Raw genomic sequence first — 15,952 nt, forward strand, 5'->3', positions numbered from 1 at the left:
CGTGGTCAATCCGCCCGCGTCACCACCAGGTCAACAGCCGGTTAAGTCCCCAGTCAACCCGTTCCGAGCACCCCCGCGCGCCCCCGGAGACGAACCTGCCGATGACCACCTCCACGCCCACGCCCCCGTCCTCGCCGACCCTGCTCGTACTGGACGCCGAGCCCCTCCCCCGACTGGGCCGGCTGACCGGACGGGCGCGGATCGAGCACGCCGACGAGTCGACCCTCGCCGAGCGGCTGCCGCACGCCGACGTGCTGCTCGTGTGGGACTTCACCTCGCACGCCGTACGCGAGGCGTGGCCGGGTGACGGCCCGCGTCCGCGCTGGGTGCACACGGCGAGTGCCGGCGTGGACCATCTGATGTGTCCGGAGCTGGCCGGGTCGGACACGGTGGTGACCAACGCGCGCGGTGTCTTCGACCAGCCGATCGCCGAGTACGTCGCCGCGCTCGTCCTGGCGATGGCCAAGGATCTGCCCACGACGCTGCGGTTGCAGGGCGAGCGGACCTGGCGGCACCGCGAGTCCCTCCGGGTGGCCGGTACTCGCGCCTGCGTGGTCGGTTCCGGGCCGATCGGGAGGGCCATCGCCCGGACGCTGAAGGCGCTCGGCATCACGACCGCGCTGGTCGGCCGCACCGCCCGCCCCGGTGTCCACGGGCCCGGCGAGCTGGACCGGCTGCTGGCGCGCGCCGACTGGGTGGTCGCGGCGGCGCCGCTGACCGACGACACGCGCGGCATGTTCGACGCCCGGCGGTTCGGGATGATGCAGCCGTCCGCGCGGTTCGTGAACGTGGGGCGCGGTCAGCTGGTCGTCGCGGACGACCTCGCCGAGGCCCTGACCAGGCGCTGGATCGCGGGGGCGGCGCTGGACGTCCTGGTCCACGAGCCCCTGGCGCCCGACAGCCCGCTGTGGGACGTCCCGGACCTGATCGTCTCCCCGCACATGAGCGGGGACACCATCGGCTGGCGGGACGAACTGGGCGCGCAGTTCGTGGAGTTGTTCGAGAGCTGGGCGGCGGGCGAGCCGCTGGCGAACGTGGTCGACAAGAAGCGTGGATACGTGCCCGGACACTGACGTCCCTGGAAACGGGAGGGTGCATGACCGACCTCACGGAGCTGACCGCAGTACAGCTCGTCGCCGGCTATCGCGAGGGCGATTTCAGCCCCGTCGAGGTGACCCGGGCGGCCCTGGAGCGGGCCGAGCGGATCCAGCCGGAGCTCAACGCGTTCGTCCGGCTGACCGGCGAGGAGGCGCTCGACCGGGCCCGGGGTGCCGAGGAGCGGTGGCGGCGCGGGGAGCCGGGCGGGCGGCTGGACGGGGTGCCGGTCACCGTGAAGGACATCCTGCTGACGCGGGGTCACCCGACCCTGCGCGGCTCCCGGGCGGTGTCGCCGGACGGTCCGTGGGACGAGGACGCGCCGTCCGTCGCCCGGCTGCGCGAGCACGGCGCCGTGTTCGTCGGCAAGACGACGACGCCCGAGTTCGGCTGGAAGGGCGTCACGGACTCGCCCCTGTCCGGCGTCACCCGCAACCCGCACGACCCCTCCCGCACGGCGGGCGGCTCCAGTGGGGGCGCGGGGGCGGCCGTCGCGCGCGGGGCGGGCGCGCTGGCGCTCGGTACGGACGGCGGGGGCAGCGTGCGCATCCCCGCCTCCTTCTGCGGGATCTTCGGCCTGAAACCGACGTACGGCCGGGTGCCGCTGTACCCGGCGAGCGCGTTCGGCACCCTCGCGCACGTCGGCCCGATGACCCGGGACGCGGCGGACGCGGCGCTGATGCTGGACGTCATCGGCACGCCCGACGCCCGGGACTGGTCGGCGCTGGGACCGGCGCCCGGGTCGTACACGGAGGCTCTCGCCGAAGGGGTGCGGGGGCTGCGGGTGGCGTACTCGCCCTCGCTCGGCGGGCAGGTGGCGGTGCGTCCGGCGGTGGCGTCGGCGGTGCGGCGCGGCGTGGAACGGCTGGCGGAGCTGGGCGCGTACGTGTCGGAGGCGGACCCGGACTTCGCGGACCCGGTGGACGCCTTCCACACCCTGTGGTTCAGCGGGGCGGCCCGCGTGGTGCAGCACCTCAAGGCGGGTCAGCGGGAACTGCTCGACCCCGGGCTGCGGGACATCGTCGGCGCGGGGGCGCGGTACTCGGCGCTGGAGTACCTGGCCGCGGTGGACGTCCGGATGGAGCTGGGCCGGCGGATGGGCCGCTTCCACGAGGCGTACGACCTGCTGGTGACGCCGACGCTGCCGATCACGGCGTTCGAGGCCGGTGCCGAGGTACCGAAGGGCTCGGGGCACCGGCGGTGGACGGGGTGGACGCCGTTCACCTATCCGTTCAACCTGACCCAGCAGCCGGCGGCGACCGTCCCGGTCGGCACCGACGGGGACGGGCTGCCGATCGGCCTGCAGCTCGTGGCGGCCCGCCACCGGGACGACCTGGTCCTGCGGGCCGCGCACGCGCTGTACGAAGCGGGCGTGCCCGCCTCGCCTACGCCCGCCGGAAGCTGAGGGTCTCCCCCGCGGCTCCGGTCCGCCACAGGTCGTTGCAGGCCTCGGCCATCTCGTCGAGGCCCTCGACGACGCTGCCCCAGACGGTGCCGGGCACCCAGCCGACGTCGCCGTTGAGGAGCAGGTTGTTGCGCTCGTAGAACAGGGCGAGGTCGACGAGGGTGGTGCCCGCGCGGACCTCGCGGTCGTAGCCGTACGCCTTGGTGCCCAACTCGGCACCCGCGAAGGCGAAATAGCACAGGTCGCCCGGAATGGGCGTCACAGTCGGGTTCTCCAGTGGTGGTTCGGATGCCGCGAAGGGCGGGAAAAGGGCGTAGATCTCGTTGCGTGCGTATTTGGCGTGATACACGTCGCCGCCGAGGGGGAGCGCGTCCCAGACCGCCGCGCAGGTGATCGGGGCCCGGTCGTCCAGCAACTGGGCCCTGCACGTGATTCCGCGTTTGACCAGCGAGACTTCGATGTAGCGATCAGCCATGCCTCCATGGCAGTGCCCCCGGGGCCCCCGGTCAAGGGCGCAGGGCGGAGGTATCGGACTGAAAACGATCGGCATAACCCGACCGGCTTCGGGTAGCTGCGCGCCCATGGCTCCACCACACAGAACCCCTCCATGGGGCATATCCGACCAAAGGACCAGGACAGCCGGGCCCACTCGCCGGTCGCTGCTCGCGGGGGTCGCGGCGCTCGGCGCACTGGGGGCGGCCGGCTGCTCCCGGGTGGCCGCCGGGTCCGGCGTGGAAGGCGGCGATCTCCTCGACCGGCTCAAGGCCCAGGGCGTGGCCCGGCTCGGCATCGCCGGCGAGATCCCCTTCGGGTACATCGACAAGAACGGTGAGCTGACGGGCGAGGCGCCGGAGCTGGCGAAGGTCATCTTCAAGCGGCTCGGAGTGGACCGCGTGCAGCCGGTGCCGACGGAGTTCGGCTCCCTCATCCCGGGTCTGGCGTCGCAGCAGTTCGACGTGGTGGCGGCCGGGATGTACATCAACCCCGACCGCTGCCAGCAGGTCATCTTCTCCGACCCCGACTACCAGATGCTCGACGCGTTCATCGTACGCAAGGGCAATCCGATGGGGCTGCACGACTACGAGGACGTCGTCAAGAAGAAGGCCAAGTTCGCGACCGGCACCGGCTACGCCGAGATCGCCTACGCGGTGGAGCACGGGTACAAGGAGGACGACATCCTGATCGTCCCCGACCAGGTGGCCGGACTCAACGCCGTCGAGTCCGGGCGCGTGGACGTCTTCGCGGGCACGGCCCTGACCACCCGCGAGGTGGTGAAGAAGTCCGACAAGGCCGAGGTGACCGAGGCGTTCGCGCCGATCATCGACGGCGAACCGCACGTCGACGGCGGCGGCTTCGCCTTCCGGCCCAACGAGACCAACCTGCGTGACGCCTTCAACGTCGAGCTGCAGAAGCTCAAGAAGAGCGGCGAACTGCTGCGCATTCTCAAACCCTTCGGTTTCACCGAGAACGAGATGACCGATCTGACCGCGAAGGAGCTCTGCGGCGGATGACCTCGGGACTGTGGGAACTCGTACTGCAGGGCGTCTGGGTCACCGTCCAGCTGCTGTTCTTCAGCGCGCTGCTGGCCATCGCCGTGTCCTTCGTGGTCGGCGTCGGCCGCACCCACCGACTGTGGATCGTCCGCTTCCTGGCGGGCTTCTACACCGAGGTGTTCCGCGGCACCTCGGCACTGGTGATGATCTTCTGGGTGTTCTTCGTGCTGCCCCCGGCCTTCGGCTGGCAGCTGGTGCCGATGTGGGCGGGCACGCTGGCGCTGGGCCTGACCTACGGGGCGTACGGCTCCGAGATCGTGCGCGGTGCGCTCGCCGCGGTCGACCCGGCGCAGAAGGAGGGGGGCATCGCCCTCAGCTTCACGCCCTGGCAGCGGATGAAGCTGATCCTGCTGCCGCAGGCCGTGCCGGAGATGATCCCGCCCTTCTCCAACCTGCTGATCGAGTTGCTCAAGGGCACCGCCCTGGTGTCGATCATGGGCATGGGCGACCTGGCCTTCAGCGGCAACCTGGTGCGTCTCGCGCTGCAGGAAAGCGCGGAGATCTACACGTACATCCTGCTCATCTACTTCGTGATCGCGTTCCTGCTGACGCGGGTGATGCGCGGTCTGGAGAAGAAGCTGAAGGCGGGCGTGGGGAAGGCGGCCCCGAAGCGCGAGGCCGCCGCTCCTGAGCCTGCCGGGTTGGGGGGTGTCCGATGAAGTGGGACTGGAGCGCGGTCTCCGGCTTCATGCCGCACTTCTGGGACGGTCTGCTGGTCACCCTGCAGATCCTGGTCCTGGGGTCGCTGGTCTCGTTCGTCCTCGGACTGGCGTGGGCGCTGCTGATGCGGGTGCCGTCCCGCTTCGTGACCTGGCCCGTCGGGGTCGTCACCGAGTTCGTGCGCAACACCCCGCTGCTGGTGCAGCTGTTCTTCCTCTTCTACGTGCTGCCCGAGTGGGGTGTGACCGCTTCGGCGCTCACCACCGGTGTGCTCGCCATCGGGCTGCACTACTCGACGTACACGATGCAGGTCTACCGGGCCGGCATCGAGGCGGTGCCGGTCGGCCAGTGGGAGGCCGCGACGGCGCTGAACCTGCCGATGGGGCGGACATGGACCGCGGTGATCCTGCCGCAGGCGATCCGCCGTGTGGTGCCCGCCCTCGGCAACTACGTGATCTCCATGCTGAAGGACACGCCGCTGCTGATGGCGATCACGGTGCTGGAGATGCTCGGCGAGGCGCGGCTGTTCTCGCAGCAGAACTTCCAGTTCACCGAGCCCCTGACGGTGATCGGCGTGGCCTTCATCGTCATCTCCTACCTGGCCTCCCTTGCCCTGCGAGCCCTGGAGCGACGCCTTGCCCACTGACACCCTCCCCAATCCCGAGAAGAGCCCCGAGCGCAGCTCCGGCGAGCTGATACGCCTGGAACAGGTCACCAAGCGGTTCGGGGACAACACCGTCCTCGACCACCTCGACTTCTCCGTCGACGCCGGCAAGCACGTCACCCTGATCGGCCCCTCCGGGTCGGGCAAGACGACGATCCTCAGGCTGCTGATGACGCTGCTCAAGCCCGACGAGGGCACGATCACCGTGGACGGGCAGAAGCTCTTCCCGGCGACCGAGAAGGAGCGCCGCGAGGCCCGCAAACAGATCGGGATGGTGTTCCAGCAGTTCAACCTGTTCCCGAACATGAGCGTGCTGCGCAACATCACCGAGGCGCCGGTCACGGTGCTCGGGATGTCCAAGGACGAGGCGGTCGAGCGGGCCGAGGGCCTGCTCGACATGGTGGGCCTGGCCGACAAGTGCGACGCCCGTCCGGCCCAGCTCTCCGGCGGCCAGCAACAGCGCGTGGCGATCGCCCGGGCGCTGGCGATGCGGCCCAAGGTGCTCCTCCTCGACGAGGTGACCTCGGCCCTGGACCCGGAGCTGGTCGCGGGCGTCCTCGACCTGCTGCGGGACATCGCCCGCACCACGGACATCACCATGCTCTGCGTCACCCACGAGATGAACTTCGCGCGGGACATCTCGGACCAGGTCCTGATGTTCGACTCGGGCCGGGTCATCGAGGCCGGTCCGCCGGAGAAGATCTTCAGCGAGCCGGAGCACGACCGGACGCGGGAATTCCTCAGCGCGGTGCTGTGACCCCCGACGGCACGCAGGCACGCCCCATCGCCCGAGGTCGTGGCGCTGGGGCGTGCCTTTGGCATATGCCAGCGGGTCAGCGCCCAGCCCAGGGCTCCGGAAGTTCGTCAACACCCCGCCACACGGCCCCTTTTGACGGTTATCGTGAAAGGCATCCGCTGTCCGGTCGGGGGGGCACAGGCAGGGGCAGGGGCAGGGGCCTATCAGCGAAGCGCAGGGGGAGACCACCGTGGCGCTGCAGCACAAGCCGACCGCGCCGCACCACTCGGCCCAGGACGCCCTGCGCGCCCTGGAGACCGTGGCACGGCACTCCACCGGAGTCACCGACACCGGAATCGCCCGGCACACCGGCCTGGACCGGGAGCGACTGACCCCGCTCCTGCGCATGCTGCGCCGTGAGGGCTACGTCGAGCAGACCGCCGACGGCGTGTACGTCACCGGAGAGGCACTGGCCCGTCTGGGCTCGACCCACGGCCGTGAGGAGGCGCTGCGCGAGAAGCTCCAGCGCACCCTGGACCGGCTGCGCGACTCGGTGGGTGCCGCCGTCTACATCAGCCGGTACGTGGACGGCGAGGTCAGCGTCACCCAGTACGCCGACAGCCCGGCCACGCCCAAGGTGAACGAGTGGGTGGACTTCCGGGTCTCGGCGCACGCCACCGCGGTCGGCAAGAGCCTGCTGACCCAGCTGGACCACGCGGGCCGCCGCGACCACCTCGCCCGGCACAAGATGGCCCGCCTGACCTCGCGCACCATCACCAGCGACAAGCTGCTGCTGTCCCGGCTGGAGTCCCAGCCGCCCACCGTGCCCGTGCTGGACCTCCAGGAGTACGCGGTGGGCACGGTCTGCGCGGCCGTCCCGATCACGGCCGGTTCGGCCGTGGGCTGCCTGGCCCTGTCCCTTCCGGTCGAGCACGCCCACCGGCTGCGCCGGGCCGCGGACGAGCTGAACCGGAACGCGGCGCCGGTCCTGCTGTCGCTGGCGATCTAGACGCCGGCTCCGGGCTCCCGCACCGGTGGTCACGAGCACACCCGAGGACCGGGTAGTATTTTCGTCGTCGCCGACCGCGGGAAGCGGAAGGCGGGAGTCATGCGCCGCTAGCTCAGTTGGTTAGAGCAGCTGACTCTTAATCAGCGGGTCCGGGGTTCGAGTCCCTGGCGGCGCACAGCAAGAGGGCCCCCTCGCACAGGCGAGGGGGCCCTCCGCTCGTTCAGAGGCTTCCGTTCAGAGGCTTCCGTCTCAGAAGGTCACGTCCGAGCACGCGTAGAACGCGTTGCCCGTGTCGGCGACCGTCCACACCGCGAGGATCACGTGGTGCCCGCTCAGCCCGGACGGCAGCGTGCCGGTGTGGGAGAGCGTGGCCGGGGGCTGCTTGCCGCCGTAGGGCACCGTGAAGAACGGCGTGAGGTTGAGGTCGGACCGGGACAGGTTGTGGTTCTGGTTCCAGCCCGGCTTGGTGACGTAGTACCGGAAGTCGGTCGTGGCGTGCCGGGCGGTGAACTGCCAGCGGAAGGTGTAGCTCTGCCCGCCGTTCACCTTGGTGGTCGGCCAGGCCTGTCCGTTCGGCGTCTTCGGGCTGTCCAGCTGGGCGAACCCGGTGTTGCCCGCGGAACAGATCCGGCCGTCGGCCGGTCCCGCCGCCGGGAAGCCCTTGGGCCCCTCGACGCTCTGCGGCTCCCACTGGATGGCGCCGCAGTTGCTGACCCCGCCGTTCTGGCAGAGCTTCTGCCGGCTGACCGGCAGGTCGGTGTAGCCGTGGCCGCTGGCGCCGCCGGACGAGAGCACGAGGGCTCCGGTGGTCGCCATGCCCAGGGCGGCGGCATACAACTTGGTCCTTGTGCGCATGCTGAATGCTCCTGTGACGTGGGGAGGTTCAGTGAGCCGTGCAGGTCTAGACCAAGTTTCAGGTTATTGCCGTTAGTTGAACATGTCCATACCAATCGAGGAACGGGTCAGCACCCCGCCTCCCCACGCCCCGCGCAGAACGCCACCGTCAGGTCCTTCACCAGCACCTTGCGCTCGTAGTCGTCGAGTTCGACCAGCCCGCGCATGGTCAGCCGGGTCACCGTGTCCTCCACCGAGTCCACGACCGAGGTGAGCGCGCTGGCCCGCTGCGCGGCGTCCAGCGCGGCGATCCGGCGCCGGTGCATGGCGGCGGCGACATCGGGGGCGTACTCCACCCGGACCGGCCGCACCGAAAACACCTCCAGGCCGACCGGCGCCGCGTCCGCCGCCACCAGCCGGGTCAGCGTCTCGCCCGCCACGTCGGCCGAGCTGCGGACCGTGCCGAGCGGTTCCACCGGCACCCGGGCCAGCGCCGCCTCGACGCACTCGCGCAGGTACGCCTCGTGGTCCTCGACGCCCAGCGTGGCCTTCGCGGTGTCCCGCACCCGCCACACCACCAGCGTCACCGCCCTCAGGGCGACCCCGTTGCCGTCGGCCGCGGGCATCGGCTCGCTGCGCCAGTGCCGCAGCCGTACGTCCACCCGGCGGCGCAGCAGCAGCGGGTTGACCCACATCAGGCCGGTGCGCCGGACGGTGCCCCGGTAGCGGCCGAACAGGCCGAGCACCCAGGCCCGCCCGGTGCGGCCCCGGGCCAGCCCGCCGAAGCCGAACAGCCCCAGCGCCCCGGCGGCCGCGTACACCGCCCACTGCGCGGGCCCGAGTCCGGCACCGGCGTACGCCGGCAGCCCCAGCGCCTCGGCCGCGAGCGGCGGTACGAGCCCGGCCCACCAGGAGGTGAGCGCGCAGCCCGCCGCGCCGCACGCACCGGCGACCACGCCCGCGGCGCCGGGCAGCACCCGCGCCGCATGTTCCGTCAGCTCCGGGTCGATCCGTACCGGCGGCACCGTGCGCGCGGCGACCGGGCGCCGCGCGCGGGGCTGCTCGCCCATGCCCTGCCGGCGCGCGACGACCGCGGGCCCCAGCGGCACCGGCGACGGATCCGGGTCGTCGCGGAAGAGCAGGTGGACGGGGATCTCGGTGGTGGCCTCGTTGTGGATGAGGCGGGCGGACCGGTGACCGGTCTCCGCCCGTCCGCCCGGCTCCGGGGGCCCCTGGGGGGCCGGCGGCATGGTGTCCGGGTTCGTGGAAGAGGTCGTACTCATGCGTGCTCCAGCCTCCGCGCCAGATGCGTCATGAACGTCGTGAACGGGTGATCGCCGGGCGGACGGTCAGGAGAAGAGCCGCCGCCAGGTCTCCGGGCCCGGATAGCCGTCCGCCGCCCCGCCGCGCCAGCCCTGGGCGCGCTGGAAGGCCTCGACGCCCCGCCGGTCCGCCTCGCCCCAGCGCGGCCCCGGTCCGGTCGTGTAGTGGGTGCCGAATCCCTTCCTCACCAGCTGCCGGCCGAGCCGGGTGACGTACGGGTTGTCCGCGCCCGGCCGGAACATCGCCCGTCCGGGGTAGCCGGCCACCCCGTGCGAAGCGGGGGCCGGGGCGGCGCCGGGTGCGGGGGCCGGCTCCCGCGTGCCGGTGGCGGCCGTGGTCGCGGTGACGCCCTTGTAGCGGTAGGGCAGGTACTTCGCCGAATCGCTCCAGTAGGCGTAGGGCGTGGACTGCTTGCGGGTGTGCGGCGGGATCTGCTCGTAGGCGAGGTAGGAGGTGCGCGTGCCGTCCGTCCAGCCGCCGAAGATCACCACGTGGGACCCGGCCTGGGGGTCGGCCGCGTTGTGGAAGAGCAGGATGTCGCCGGGCTGGAGTTCCTCCTTGGTGATGCGGTCGGCGAAGGTGCCGAGGCTGCCGGTCCATTCGTTCGTGGGCAGTTTCCAGGCCATCGAGACATAGCCCGAGCAGTCCTGCCGGTAACCGTCGGACCAGTAGGAGGTCATGCCGTAGGGCACCTTCGCGGTGACCCAGGTCTGGGCCCGTTCGATGATCTCCGTACGGGTGATCCCGGCCAGCGGCGTACCGGCGGGGGGCATCGCCGGCGGGCCGGCCGAACCGTGCAGTTGGGCCCTCGGCCCCTGCGGGGTGTCGGGCACGTCGACGGCCGCGACGCTTGGCCGGTGAACCGCGTGGGCGGCGGCCGGGACCGCCGCGACACCGCCCGCGCCGAGCGCGGAGGCCGCGGCGGTGGCCACGAGCAGCGCACGACGGGCCGCCGGGTGGGCGCCGGCGCGGCCGGTGCGGGAATGCGGCAGGACGCGGCGCCAGTGGCGGCAGCCGGCACAGTCGCAGTCGCCCGGGGGATCGAATTCCTCGAACACGGGAGCAGCCTCCATGCGATTCCCCTCACACTCCCGGCGAAAAACTCCGCGACGGCACAGTTCGGTACATGCCGGACAGTTTCTCAACTGTCCCGCACACGCGCATGCTGACGGTCCGAATGATGTACACGGCGCCCGGGCGCTCGCGCCGGGCCTTTCGGCGCGGTCCGGAGCACCGGCCGGTATCGGGTAGAGTTGTGCAGGTCAGCAGGCGCCGCTAGCTCAGTTGGTTAGAGCAGCTGACTCTTAATCAGCGGGTCCGGGGTTCGAGTCCCTGGCGGCGCACAGACGGCCGAAGGCCCCCCGTAGCACACGGGGGGCCTTCGGCGTGCCCGGCCGACGGGTGTCTTGCGATCATGGCGAACACCGTAGAACCCTGGTCCGGTTGGGGGGAAGGATGCCGAGGGGGGCATCATGCAACCGGGGGGTCGCTGTCCCATGTCTATATAAGGTGTGGATGCCGTGGTGACAGTAACCCACCACTGTTACGTCCGTGAAGGTCGAGGGGGACCCGAGCGGACGACGGAAGCGACGAAACACGCGTGACTCGCGTGTGGGGGGATGACTCATGACGTCGACGCCGACGGGCGCCGGGCAGGACCACGACCCGTCCCAGACCACGCAGCTCAGAGTGCCTGCGCACCGGACCTGGAACACCGGCTCGTTCCGCCGGATCAGGAAGACCCTGCCGAGGTACGACTACGAGCACTACAGCCGGCTCGCGGGCCCCCTCACCCAGCCCGACCCGAACAAGCCGTACAAGGTCCAGTACCGCTCGCTGATCTCGCAGGAGCCGCACCGCATCCGGGTCGCCCTGATGCTGGCCGCCGCCCCGCTGCTGTCGGTCGTGCTGCTGGTCTGGCTGCTCCAGCCCACGCACTGGACCGAGCGCGACTACCCGGCCTTCGACTGGCTGCCGACGCTCGACATCGTGATGCTCGTGTCGATCGGCCTGATCGAGTTGTTCCGCTGCCTGAACGTGCTGTCGAACGCGCACGCGACCCTGGTCGCCCGGGACCCGGTCCCGGTGGTGCCCGAGACCGGCACCCGGGTCGCCTTCCTCACCTCCTTCGTGCCCGGCAAGGAGCCGCTGGAGATGGTGACGAAGACCCTGGAGGCGGCCGTCAAGATCCGCCACCGCGGTCTGATGCACGTCTGGCTCCTCGACGAGGGCGACGACCCCGAGGTGAAGGCGGTCTGCGAGCGTCTCGGCGTGCACCACTTCTCCCGCAAGGGCGTCGCCAAGTGGAACATGCCCAAGGGTCCGCACCGCGCCAAGACCAAGCACGGCAACTACAACGCCTGGCTGGACGCGCACGGCGACGACTACGACTTCTTCGCCTCCGTCGACACCGACCACGTGCCGCTGCCGAACTACCTGGAGCGGATGCTCGGCTTCTTCCGCGACCCGGACGTCGGCTTCGTCATCGGCCCGCAGGTCTACGGCAACTACGACAACCCGATCACCAAGGCCGCCGAGTCGCAGCAGTTCCTCTTCCACGCCCTGATCCAGCGCGCGGGCAACCGCTACGGCTCCCCCATGTTCGTGGGCACGTCGAACGCGGTGCGCATCAAGGCGCTCAAGCAGATCGGCGGTCTGTACGACTCGATCACCGAGGACATGGCGACCGGCTTCGAGATCCACCGCCACAAGAACCCGGCCACCGGCCGCAAGTGGCGCTCGGTCTACACCCCGGACGTGCTCGCGGTCGGCGAGGGCCCGAACGCCTGGACGGACTTCTTCACCCAGCAGATGCGCTGGTCGCGAGGGACGTACGAGACGATCCTCAAGCAGTACTGGAAGGGCTGGTACTCGCTGCCGCCGAGCAAGCTCTTCAACTACACGATGATGATCATCTTCTACCCGATGTCGGCCCTGAACTGGATCCTGGCCGCACTCAGCTGCGCGCTGTTCCTCGGCGCCGGCGCCTCGGGTGTCAACATCGACCCGACGGTCTGGCTGATGCTCTACGGCAACGCCTCCGCCCTGCAGATCGGCCTGTACGTCTGGAACCGCCGCCACAACGTCTCCCCGCACGAGCCGGAGGGCTCCGGCGGTGTGGCCGGCATGGTGATGTCCGCGCTGTCGGCGCCCCTGTACGCGAAGGCACTCATCGACTCGGTGCTGCGCCGCAAGAGCAAGTTCGTGGTGACCCCGAAGGGCGACTCGGCCAGCCCGGACACGTGGTTCGGGACCTTCCGGTACCACTGGTACTTCATCGTGATCTTCGGCGCCTCGATCGCCGCCGGTCTCGTCTTCGGCCACTCGCACCCTGCGATGATCATCTGGGCGACGTTCGCGCTGCTGATCACCGCGTCGCCGATGTTCGCGTGGCGCCATGAACTGCGAAAGACGAAGAAGCAACCGCCGGTCGTGGCGGCGGAGCCCGAGCCCCGGGTTCCGCCGCAGCAGTCGGCGCCGGAGCAGTCGTACGCGCCGCACGCGCCGCAGCAGAAGCCCAGCTGGGCAGCCCCCTCCGACGGGGGCAACGACCAGACCATGCAGATCGCCCTTGGTGGACTTGGGGGACGTAAGGAATGAAGGACCGTGCCGGCCGCCGCCGGGCCCGTCGCTTCGCGATAGGCACGGCGGTGGTAGTCGCGCTGGCCGGGATGAACGGGCCGTGGCTCTACCGCTTCGGAACCGAGAAATACCACCAGTACAAGATCAATCAACCGGAGTACAAGGCCGCCAACGGCAAGTGGGAGATCGTCGAGTTCCCCGAGGAGTACCGGCAGAACACCATCCACGCGGCGCTGCTGCGCACCGGCAAGGTGCTGCTCGTCGCGGGGTCGGGCAACAACCAGGACAACTTCGACGCCAAGCAGTACGACACCCGGATCTGGGACCCGGTCAAGGGGACCATCAAGAAGGTGCCGACGCCCACCGACCTGTTCTGCACCGGCCACACCCAGCTCGCCAACGGCAATCTGCTGATCGCGGGCGGCACCAAGCGGTACGAGAAGCTCAAGGGTGACGTCACCAAGGCCGGCGGCCTGATGATCGTCCACAACGAGAACCCGGACAAGCCGATCACCCTCCCGGCGGGTACCGAGTTCACCGGCAAGGAGAACGGCAAGACCTTCGTCTCCAAGGACCCGGTGCTGGTGCCGCGCGCCGAGAAGGTCTTCGACAAGGAGACCGGGCAGTTCCTGCGCAACGACCCCGGCCTCGGCCGGATCTACGTCGAGGCGGCGAAGAGCGGCCAGAAGTACGCCACCGGCACCCAGGACAACTACACCGTCCAGGGCCTGTCGGGCGACGACGCGCGCAACACGTACGGGATCGCCGAGAAGCTCGCCCTCGACAAGAAGGACTTCCAGGGCATCCGGGACGCGTTCGAGTTCGACCCGGTCGCCGAGAAGTACATCAAGGTCGACCCGATGCACGAGGCCCGCTGGTACCCGACGCTCACCACGCTGAGCGACGGCAAGATCCTCAGCGTCTCCGGCCTCGACGACATCGGCCAGATCGTGCCGGGCAAGAACGAGATCTACGACCCGAAGACCAGGAAGTGGACGTACACCGAGGAGGAGCGCCAGTTCCCGACGTACCCGGCGCTGTTCCTCATGCAGAACGGCAAGATCTTCTACTCGGGTGCGAACGCCGGCTACGGCCCGGACGACGTGGGCCGCGACCCGGGCATCTGGGACGTGGAGACCAACAAGTTCACCGAGGTCCCCGGTATGAGCGACGCCAACATGCTGGAGACCGCCAACACGGTGCTGCTGCCGCCGGCGCAGGACGAGAAGTACATGGTGATCGGCGGCGGCGGGGTCGGCGAGTCCAAGCTGTCCAGCGAGAAGACCCGGATCGCGGACCTCAAGGCCGACGACCCGAAGTTCGTGGACGGGCCGTCGCTGGAGAAGGGCACGCGCTATCCGCAGGCCTCGGTCCTGCCCGACGACAGCGTGCTGGTCTCCGGCGGCTCGGAGGACTACCGGGGCCGCAGCGACTCGAACATCCTCCAGGCCCGGCTGTACCACCCGGAGACGAACGAGTTCGAGCGCGTCGCCGATCCGCTGGTGGGCCGCAACTACCACTCCGGTTCCATCCTGCTGCCCGACGGGCGCCTGATGTTCTTCGGGTCGGACTCGCTCTACGCCGACAAGGCGAACACCAAGCCGGGCAAGTTCGAGCAGCGCATCGAGATCTACACGCCGCCGTACCTGTACCGGGACTCGCGGCCGGACCTGTCGGGCGGGCCGCAGACCATCGAGCGGGGTGAGTCGGGCACGTTCACCTCACGGGCGGCGGAGTCGGTCAAGAAGGTGCGGCTGATCCGGCCGAGCGCGTCGACGCACGTCACGGATGTCGACCAGCGGTCGATCGCGCTGGACTTCGAGGCCGACGGGGACCAGTTGACGGTGACGGTTCCCGAGAACAAGAACCTGGTTCAGTCGGGGTGGTACATGATGTTCGTGACTGACGGGGAGGGCACGCCTTCCAAGGCGGAGTGGGTGCACGTGCCGTAGCGCTCGCGCAGGTGGCGACCAGGGGTGCGGGAGCGCTGTGGCTTGTCACGCAGTCCCCGCGCCCCTGGGTTTCTCATCCTTGCGCCAGCTTCAGGGCGTACTCCGGCCACCACTCGCCGGCCTTCGGGCCGCCCTTGCACTCGCCGTCCGACTCCCCCGGGCGCTTGACCCACAGGTAGGCGTCGACCAGGGGGTCGGCGGTCTTCGTGGTCGGGGTCTCGCCGAGAGCCCGGCCCGGCGGGTTGCACCAGCGTTCGCCCGGGTCGCCCTCGGTGTAGGGGCCGTTGCCGTTGCGGCTGGTGTCGATGACGAAGCGCTTGCCGCCGACCTTGGCCGAGAGCTGCTTGCCGTAGGCGATGGAGTCCTCGGTGGTGTAGAAGTTCGAGACGTTGACCGAGAAGCCGTCGGCCTGGTCTATGCCCGCCCACTTCAGCGGCTCGAAGATCTGGTCGGGGTGGCCCCAGCCGGCGTTGCCCGCGTCGAGGTAGACCTTGGTGTTCTTCAGCGCGGAGAGCTTGGCGATGGCGCCCTTGAGGAGGTCGTAGCGCTCCTCGTGGTACTGCTCCGGGGTGCAGCCGTCCACCAGGTGGAGCACCGCGTCCGGCTCCAGGATGACCGTCGCGGAACGGTCGCCGATGCCCTTGGCGACGCCGTCGATGAAGTCGCGGTAGGCGTTGCCGTCGGCGGCGCCACCACCCGAGTACTGGCCGCAGTCGCGGTGCGGGATGTTGTAGAGGACGAGGAGCGCGGTGCGGCCCGCCTCGTCGGCGGCTTCGGTGAAGCCCCGGGCCTGCTCCTCGGGGTTCTCGGGGCTGATCCACTCGCCGGTCGGCTGCTGGGCGATCTTGCGGATCTGCTCGGCCTGGTCCTTCTTGTCGGACTTCTCCAGGGCCGCCAGCTGCTTGGCCGCGTTGCCGTCCGGGTTGACCCAGAACGGGTCCGCCTCCTTCGGCTGCTGCGTGATGCCGGCCCCCGCGTCCTTGGCCTTGTCCTTGCCCTCGTCGTCCCCGTCACCCGACGAGGAGCAGCCCGCGAGCAGCAGCGCCGCCCCCAGCACCACCGCGGACGCCCGCCTCGTGGACATCGTTCCGGCCCCCCTGCTGCCGTACATCCAACCCCCCTGGGTGCACTGTTTCCGA

Annotated in this window: 14 protein-coding genes and 2 tRNA genes; 11 read left to right on the forward strand and 5 right to left on the reverse strand. The window is 70.2% G+C overall.

The window, feature by feature from the left end; genetic code table 11:
- The first annotated feature begins 101 nt into the window (after nucleotides 1–101).
- A complete protein-coding gene (locus IE142_RS03330; protein WP_191884279.1) occupies nucleotides 102–1,073 on the forward strand; it encodes a D-2-hydroxyacid dehydrogenase in 972 nt (323 codons plus the stop codon).
- A 23-nt stretch (nucleotides 1,074–1,096) separates the two neighbouring features.
- Complete coding sequence (locus IE142_RS03335; protein ID WP_191884280.1) at nucleotides 1,097–2,500, forward strand: amidase; 1,404 nt, start codon at nucleotides 1,097–1,099, stop codon at nucleotides 2,498–2,500.
- Here the strand turns inward: IE142_RS03335 and IE142_RS03340 are convergent.
- The gene (locus tag IE142_RS03340; protein ID WP_043372639.1) at nucleotides 2,481–2,975 is read right to left on the reverse strand and encodes a DUF3830 family protein; all 495 of its coding nucleotides are present in this window, start codon (nucleotides 2,973–2,975) and stop codon (nucleotides 2,481–2,483) included. The genes IE142_RS03335 and IE142_RS03340 overlap by 20 nt on opposite strands.
- A 106-nt stretch (nucleotides 2,976–3,081) precedes the next feature.
- On the opposite strand from IE142_RS03340, the gene ehuB reads away from it, so the two are divergent.
- From ehuB to IE142_RS03370, 6 genes are all read left to right on the forward strand, one after another.
- The gene (gene ehuB, locus IE142_RS03345) at nucleotides 3,082–4,011 is read left to right on the forward strand and encodes an ectoine/hydroxyectoine ABC transporter substrate-binding protein EhuB (protein WP_191884281.1); all 930 of its coding nucleotides are present in this window, start codon (nucleotides 3,082–3,084) and stop codon (nucleotides 4,009–4,011) included.
- Nucleotides 4,008–4,712 (forward strand): ectoine/hydroxyectoine ABC transporter permease subunit EhuC, encoded by a 705-nt coding sequence (ehuC, locus tag IE142_RS03350; RefSeq protein ID WP_191884282.1) that lies wholly within the window; start codon nucleotides 4,008–4,010, stop codon nucleotides 4,710–4,712. Before ehuB ends, ehuC begins: the two co-directional genes overlap by 4 nt.
- Nucleotides 4,709–5,359 (forward strand): ectoine/hydroxyectoine ABC transporter permease subunit EhuD, encoded by a 651-nt coding sequence (gene ehuD, locus IE142_RS03355; RefSeq protein WP_191884283.1) that lies wholly within the window; start codon nucleotides 4,709–4,711, stop codon nucleotides 5,357–5,359. Before ehuC ends, ehuD begins: the two co-directional genes overlap by 4 nt.
- Complete coding sequence (ehuA, locus tag IE142_RS03360; protein ID WP_043372631.1) at nucleotides 5,349–6,134, forward strand: ectoine/hydroxyectoine ABC transporter ATP-binding protein EhuA; 786 nt, start codon at nucleotides 5,349–5,351, stop codon at nucleotides 6,132–6,134. The genes ehuD and ehuA overlap by 11 nt, the downstream gene beginning before the upstream one ends.
- A gap of 229 nt (nucleotides 6,135–6,363) precedes the next feature.
- On the forward strand, nucleotides 6,364–7,122 hold the full coding sequence (locus IE142_RS03365; protein WP_043372629.1) for an IclR family transcriptional regulator: 759 nt from the start codon (nucleotides 6,364–6,366) through the stop codon (nucleotides 7,120–7,122).
- 101 nt (nucleotides 7,123–7,223) lie between these two features.
- Nucleotides 7,224–7,297: transfer RNA gene (locus IE142_RS03370), tRNA-Lys, on the forward strand.
- Between the two features lie 74 nt (nucleotides 7,298–7,371).
- On the opposite strand, the gene IE142_RS03375 is transcribed toward IE142_RS03370, so the two are convergent.
- The 3 genes from IE142_RS03375 to IE142_RS03385 all read right to left on the reverse strand — a co-directional run bounded on the left by IE142_RS03375 (nucleotide 7,372) and on the right by IE142_RS03385 (nucleotide 10,352).
- Nucleotides 7,372–7,977: a lytic polysaccharide monooxygenase auxiliary activity family 9 protein gene (locus IE142_RS03375; RefSeq protein WP_191884284.1), complete on the reverse strand. Its 606-nt coding sequence runs from the start codon at nucleotides 7,975–7,977 to the stop codon at nucleotides 7,372–7,374.
- A gap of 107 nt (nucleotides 7,978–8,084) precedes the next feature.
- On the reverse strand, nucleotides 8,085–9,239 hold the full coding sequence (locus IE142_RS03380; RefSeq protein ID WP_191884285.1) for an SPFH domain-containing protein: 1,155 nt from the start codon (nucleotides 9,237–9,239) through the stop codon (nucleotides 8,085–8,087).
- A 66-nt stretch (nucleotides 9,240–9,305) separates the two neighbouring features.
- Nucleotides 9,306–10,352 carry a peptidoglycan-binding protein gene (locus IE142_RS03385; RefSeq protein ID WP_191884286.1) on the reverse strand — a complete coding sequence of 349 codons (1,047 nt, stop codon included), beginning with the start codon at nucleotides 10,350–10,352 and terminating at the stop codon, nucleotides 9,306–9,308.
- Between the two features lie 196 nt (nucleotides 10,353–10,548).
- Between IE142_RS03385 and IE142_RS03390 the strand changes: the two genes are divergently transcribed.
- The 3 genes from IE142_RS03390 to glxA all read left to right on the forward strand — a co-directional run bounded on the left by IE142_RS03390 (nucleotide 10,549) and on the right by glxA (nucleotide 14,813).
- A tRNA-Lys gene (locus IE142_RS03390) sits at nucleotides 10,549–10,622 on the forward strand.
- 283 nt (nucleotides 10,623–10,905) lie between these two features.
- Complete coding sequence (locus IE142_RS03395; RefSeq protein WP_191884287.1) at nucleotides 10,906–12,879, forward strand: glycosyltransferase family 2 protein; 1,974 nt, start codon at nucleotides 10,906–10,908, stop codon at nucleotides 12,877–12,879.
- Complete coding sequence (gene glxA, locus IE142_RS03400; protein ID WP_191884288.1) at nucleotides 12,876–14,813, forward strand: radical copper oxidase GlxA; 1,938 nt, start codon at nucleotides 12,876–12,878, stop codon at nucleotides 14,811–14,813. The genes IE142_RS03395 and glxA overlap by 4 nt, the downstream gene beginning before the upstream one ends.
- Nucleotides 14,814–14,886: 73 nt before the next feature.
- On the opposite strand, the gene IE142_RS03405 is transcribed toward glxA, so the two are convergent.
- On the reverse strand, nucleotides 14,887–15,924 hold the full coding sequence (locus IE142_RS03405) for a glycoside hydrolase family 6 protein (RefSeq protein WP_191884289.1): 1,038 nt from the start codon (nucleotides 15,922–15,924) through the stop codon (nucleotides 14,887–14,889).
- Nucleotides 15,925–15,952 lie beyond the last annotated feature (28 nt).

The sequence above is a fragment of the Streptomyces mutabilis genome (assembly GCF_014649815.1).
GTDB classification, from domain to species: domain Bacteria; phylum Actinomycetota; class Actinomycetes; order Streptomycetales; family Streptomycetaceae; genus Streptomyces; species Streptomyces mutabilis.

Excerpts from the sequence above, each read along its gene's own strand:
- glxA (WP_191884288.1), top strand. The coding sequence starts at position 12,876 with ATGAAGGACCGTGCCGGCCGCCGCCGGGCCCGTCGCTTCGCGATAGGC.
- IE142_RS03330 (WP_191884279.1), top strand. The coding sequence starts at position 102 with ATGACCACCTCCACGCCCACGCCCCCGTCCTCGCCGACCCTGCTCGTA.
- ehuD (WP_191884283.1), top strand. The coding sequence starts at position 4,709 with ATGAAGTGGGACTGGAGCGCGGTCTCCGGCTTCATGCCGCACTTCTGG.
- ehuB (WP_191884281.1), top strand. The coding sequence starts at position 3,082 with ATGGCTCCACCACACAGAACCCCTCCATGGGGCATATCCGACCAAAGG.
- IE142_RS03395 (WP_191884287.1), top strand. The coding sequence starts at position 10,906 with ATGACGTCGACGCCGACGGGCGCCGGGCAGGACCACGACCCGTCCCAG.
- IE142_RS03380 (WP_191884285.1), bottom strand. The coding sequence starts at position 9,239 with ATGAGTACGACCTCTTCCACGAACCCGGACACCATGCCGCCGGCCCCC.
- IE142_RS03335 (WP_191884280.1), top strand. The coding sequence starts at position 1,097 with ATGACCGACCTCACGGAGCTGACCGCAGTACAGCTCGTCGCCGGCTAT.
- ehuC (WP_191884282.1), top strand. The coding sequence starts at position 4,008 with ATGACCTCGGGACTGTGGGAACTCGTACTGCAGGGCGTCTGGGTCACC.
- IE142_RS03375 (WP_191884284.1), bottom strand. The coding sequence starts at position 7,977 with ATGCGCACAAGGACCAAGTTGTATGCCGCCGCCCTGGGCATGGCGACC.
- IE142_RS03385 (WP_191884286.1), bottom strand. The coding sequence starts at position 10,352 with ATGGAGGCTGCTCCCGTGTTCGAGGAATTCGATCCCCCGGGCGACTGC.
- IE142_RS03340 (WP_043372639.1), bottom strand. The coding sequence starts at position 2,975 with ATGGCTGATCGCTACATCGAAGTCTCGCTGGTCAAACGCGGAATCACG.
- IE142_RS03405 (WP_191884289.1), bottom strand. The coding sequence starts at position 15,924 with ATGTACGGCAGCAGGGGGGCCGGAACGATGTCCACGAGGCGGGCGTCC.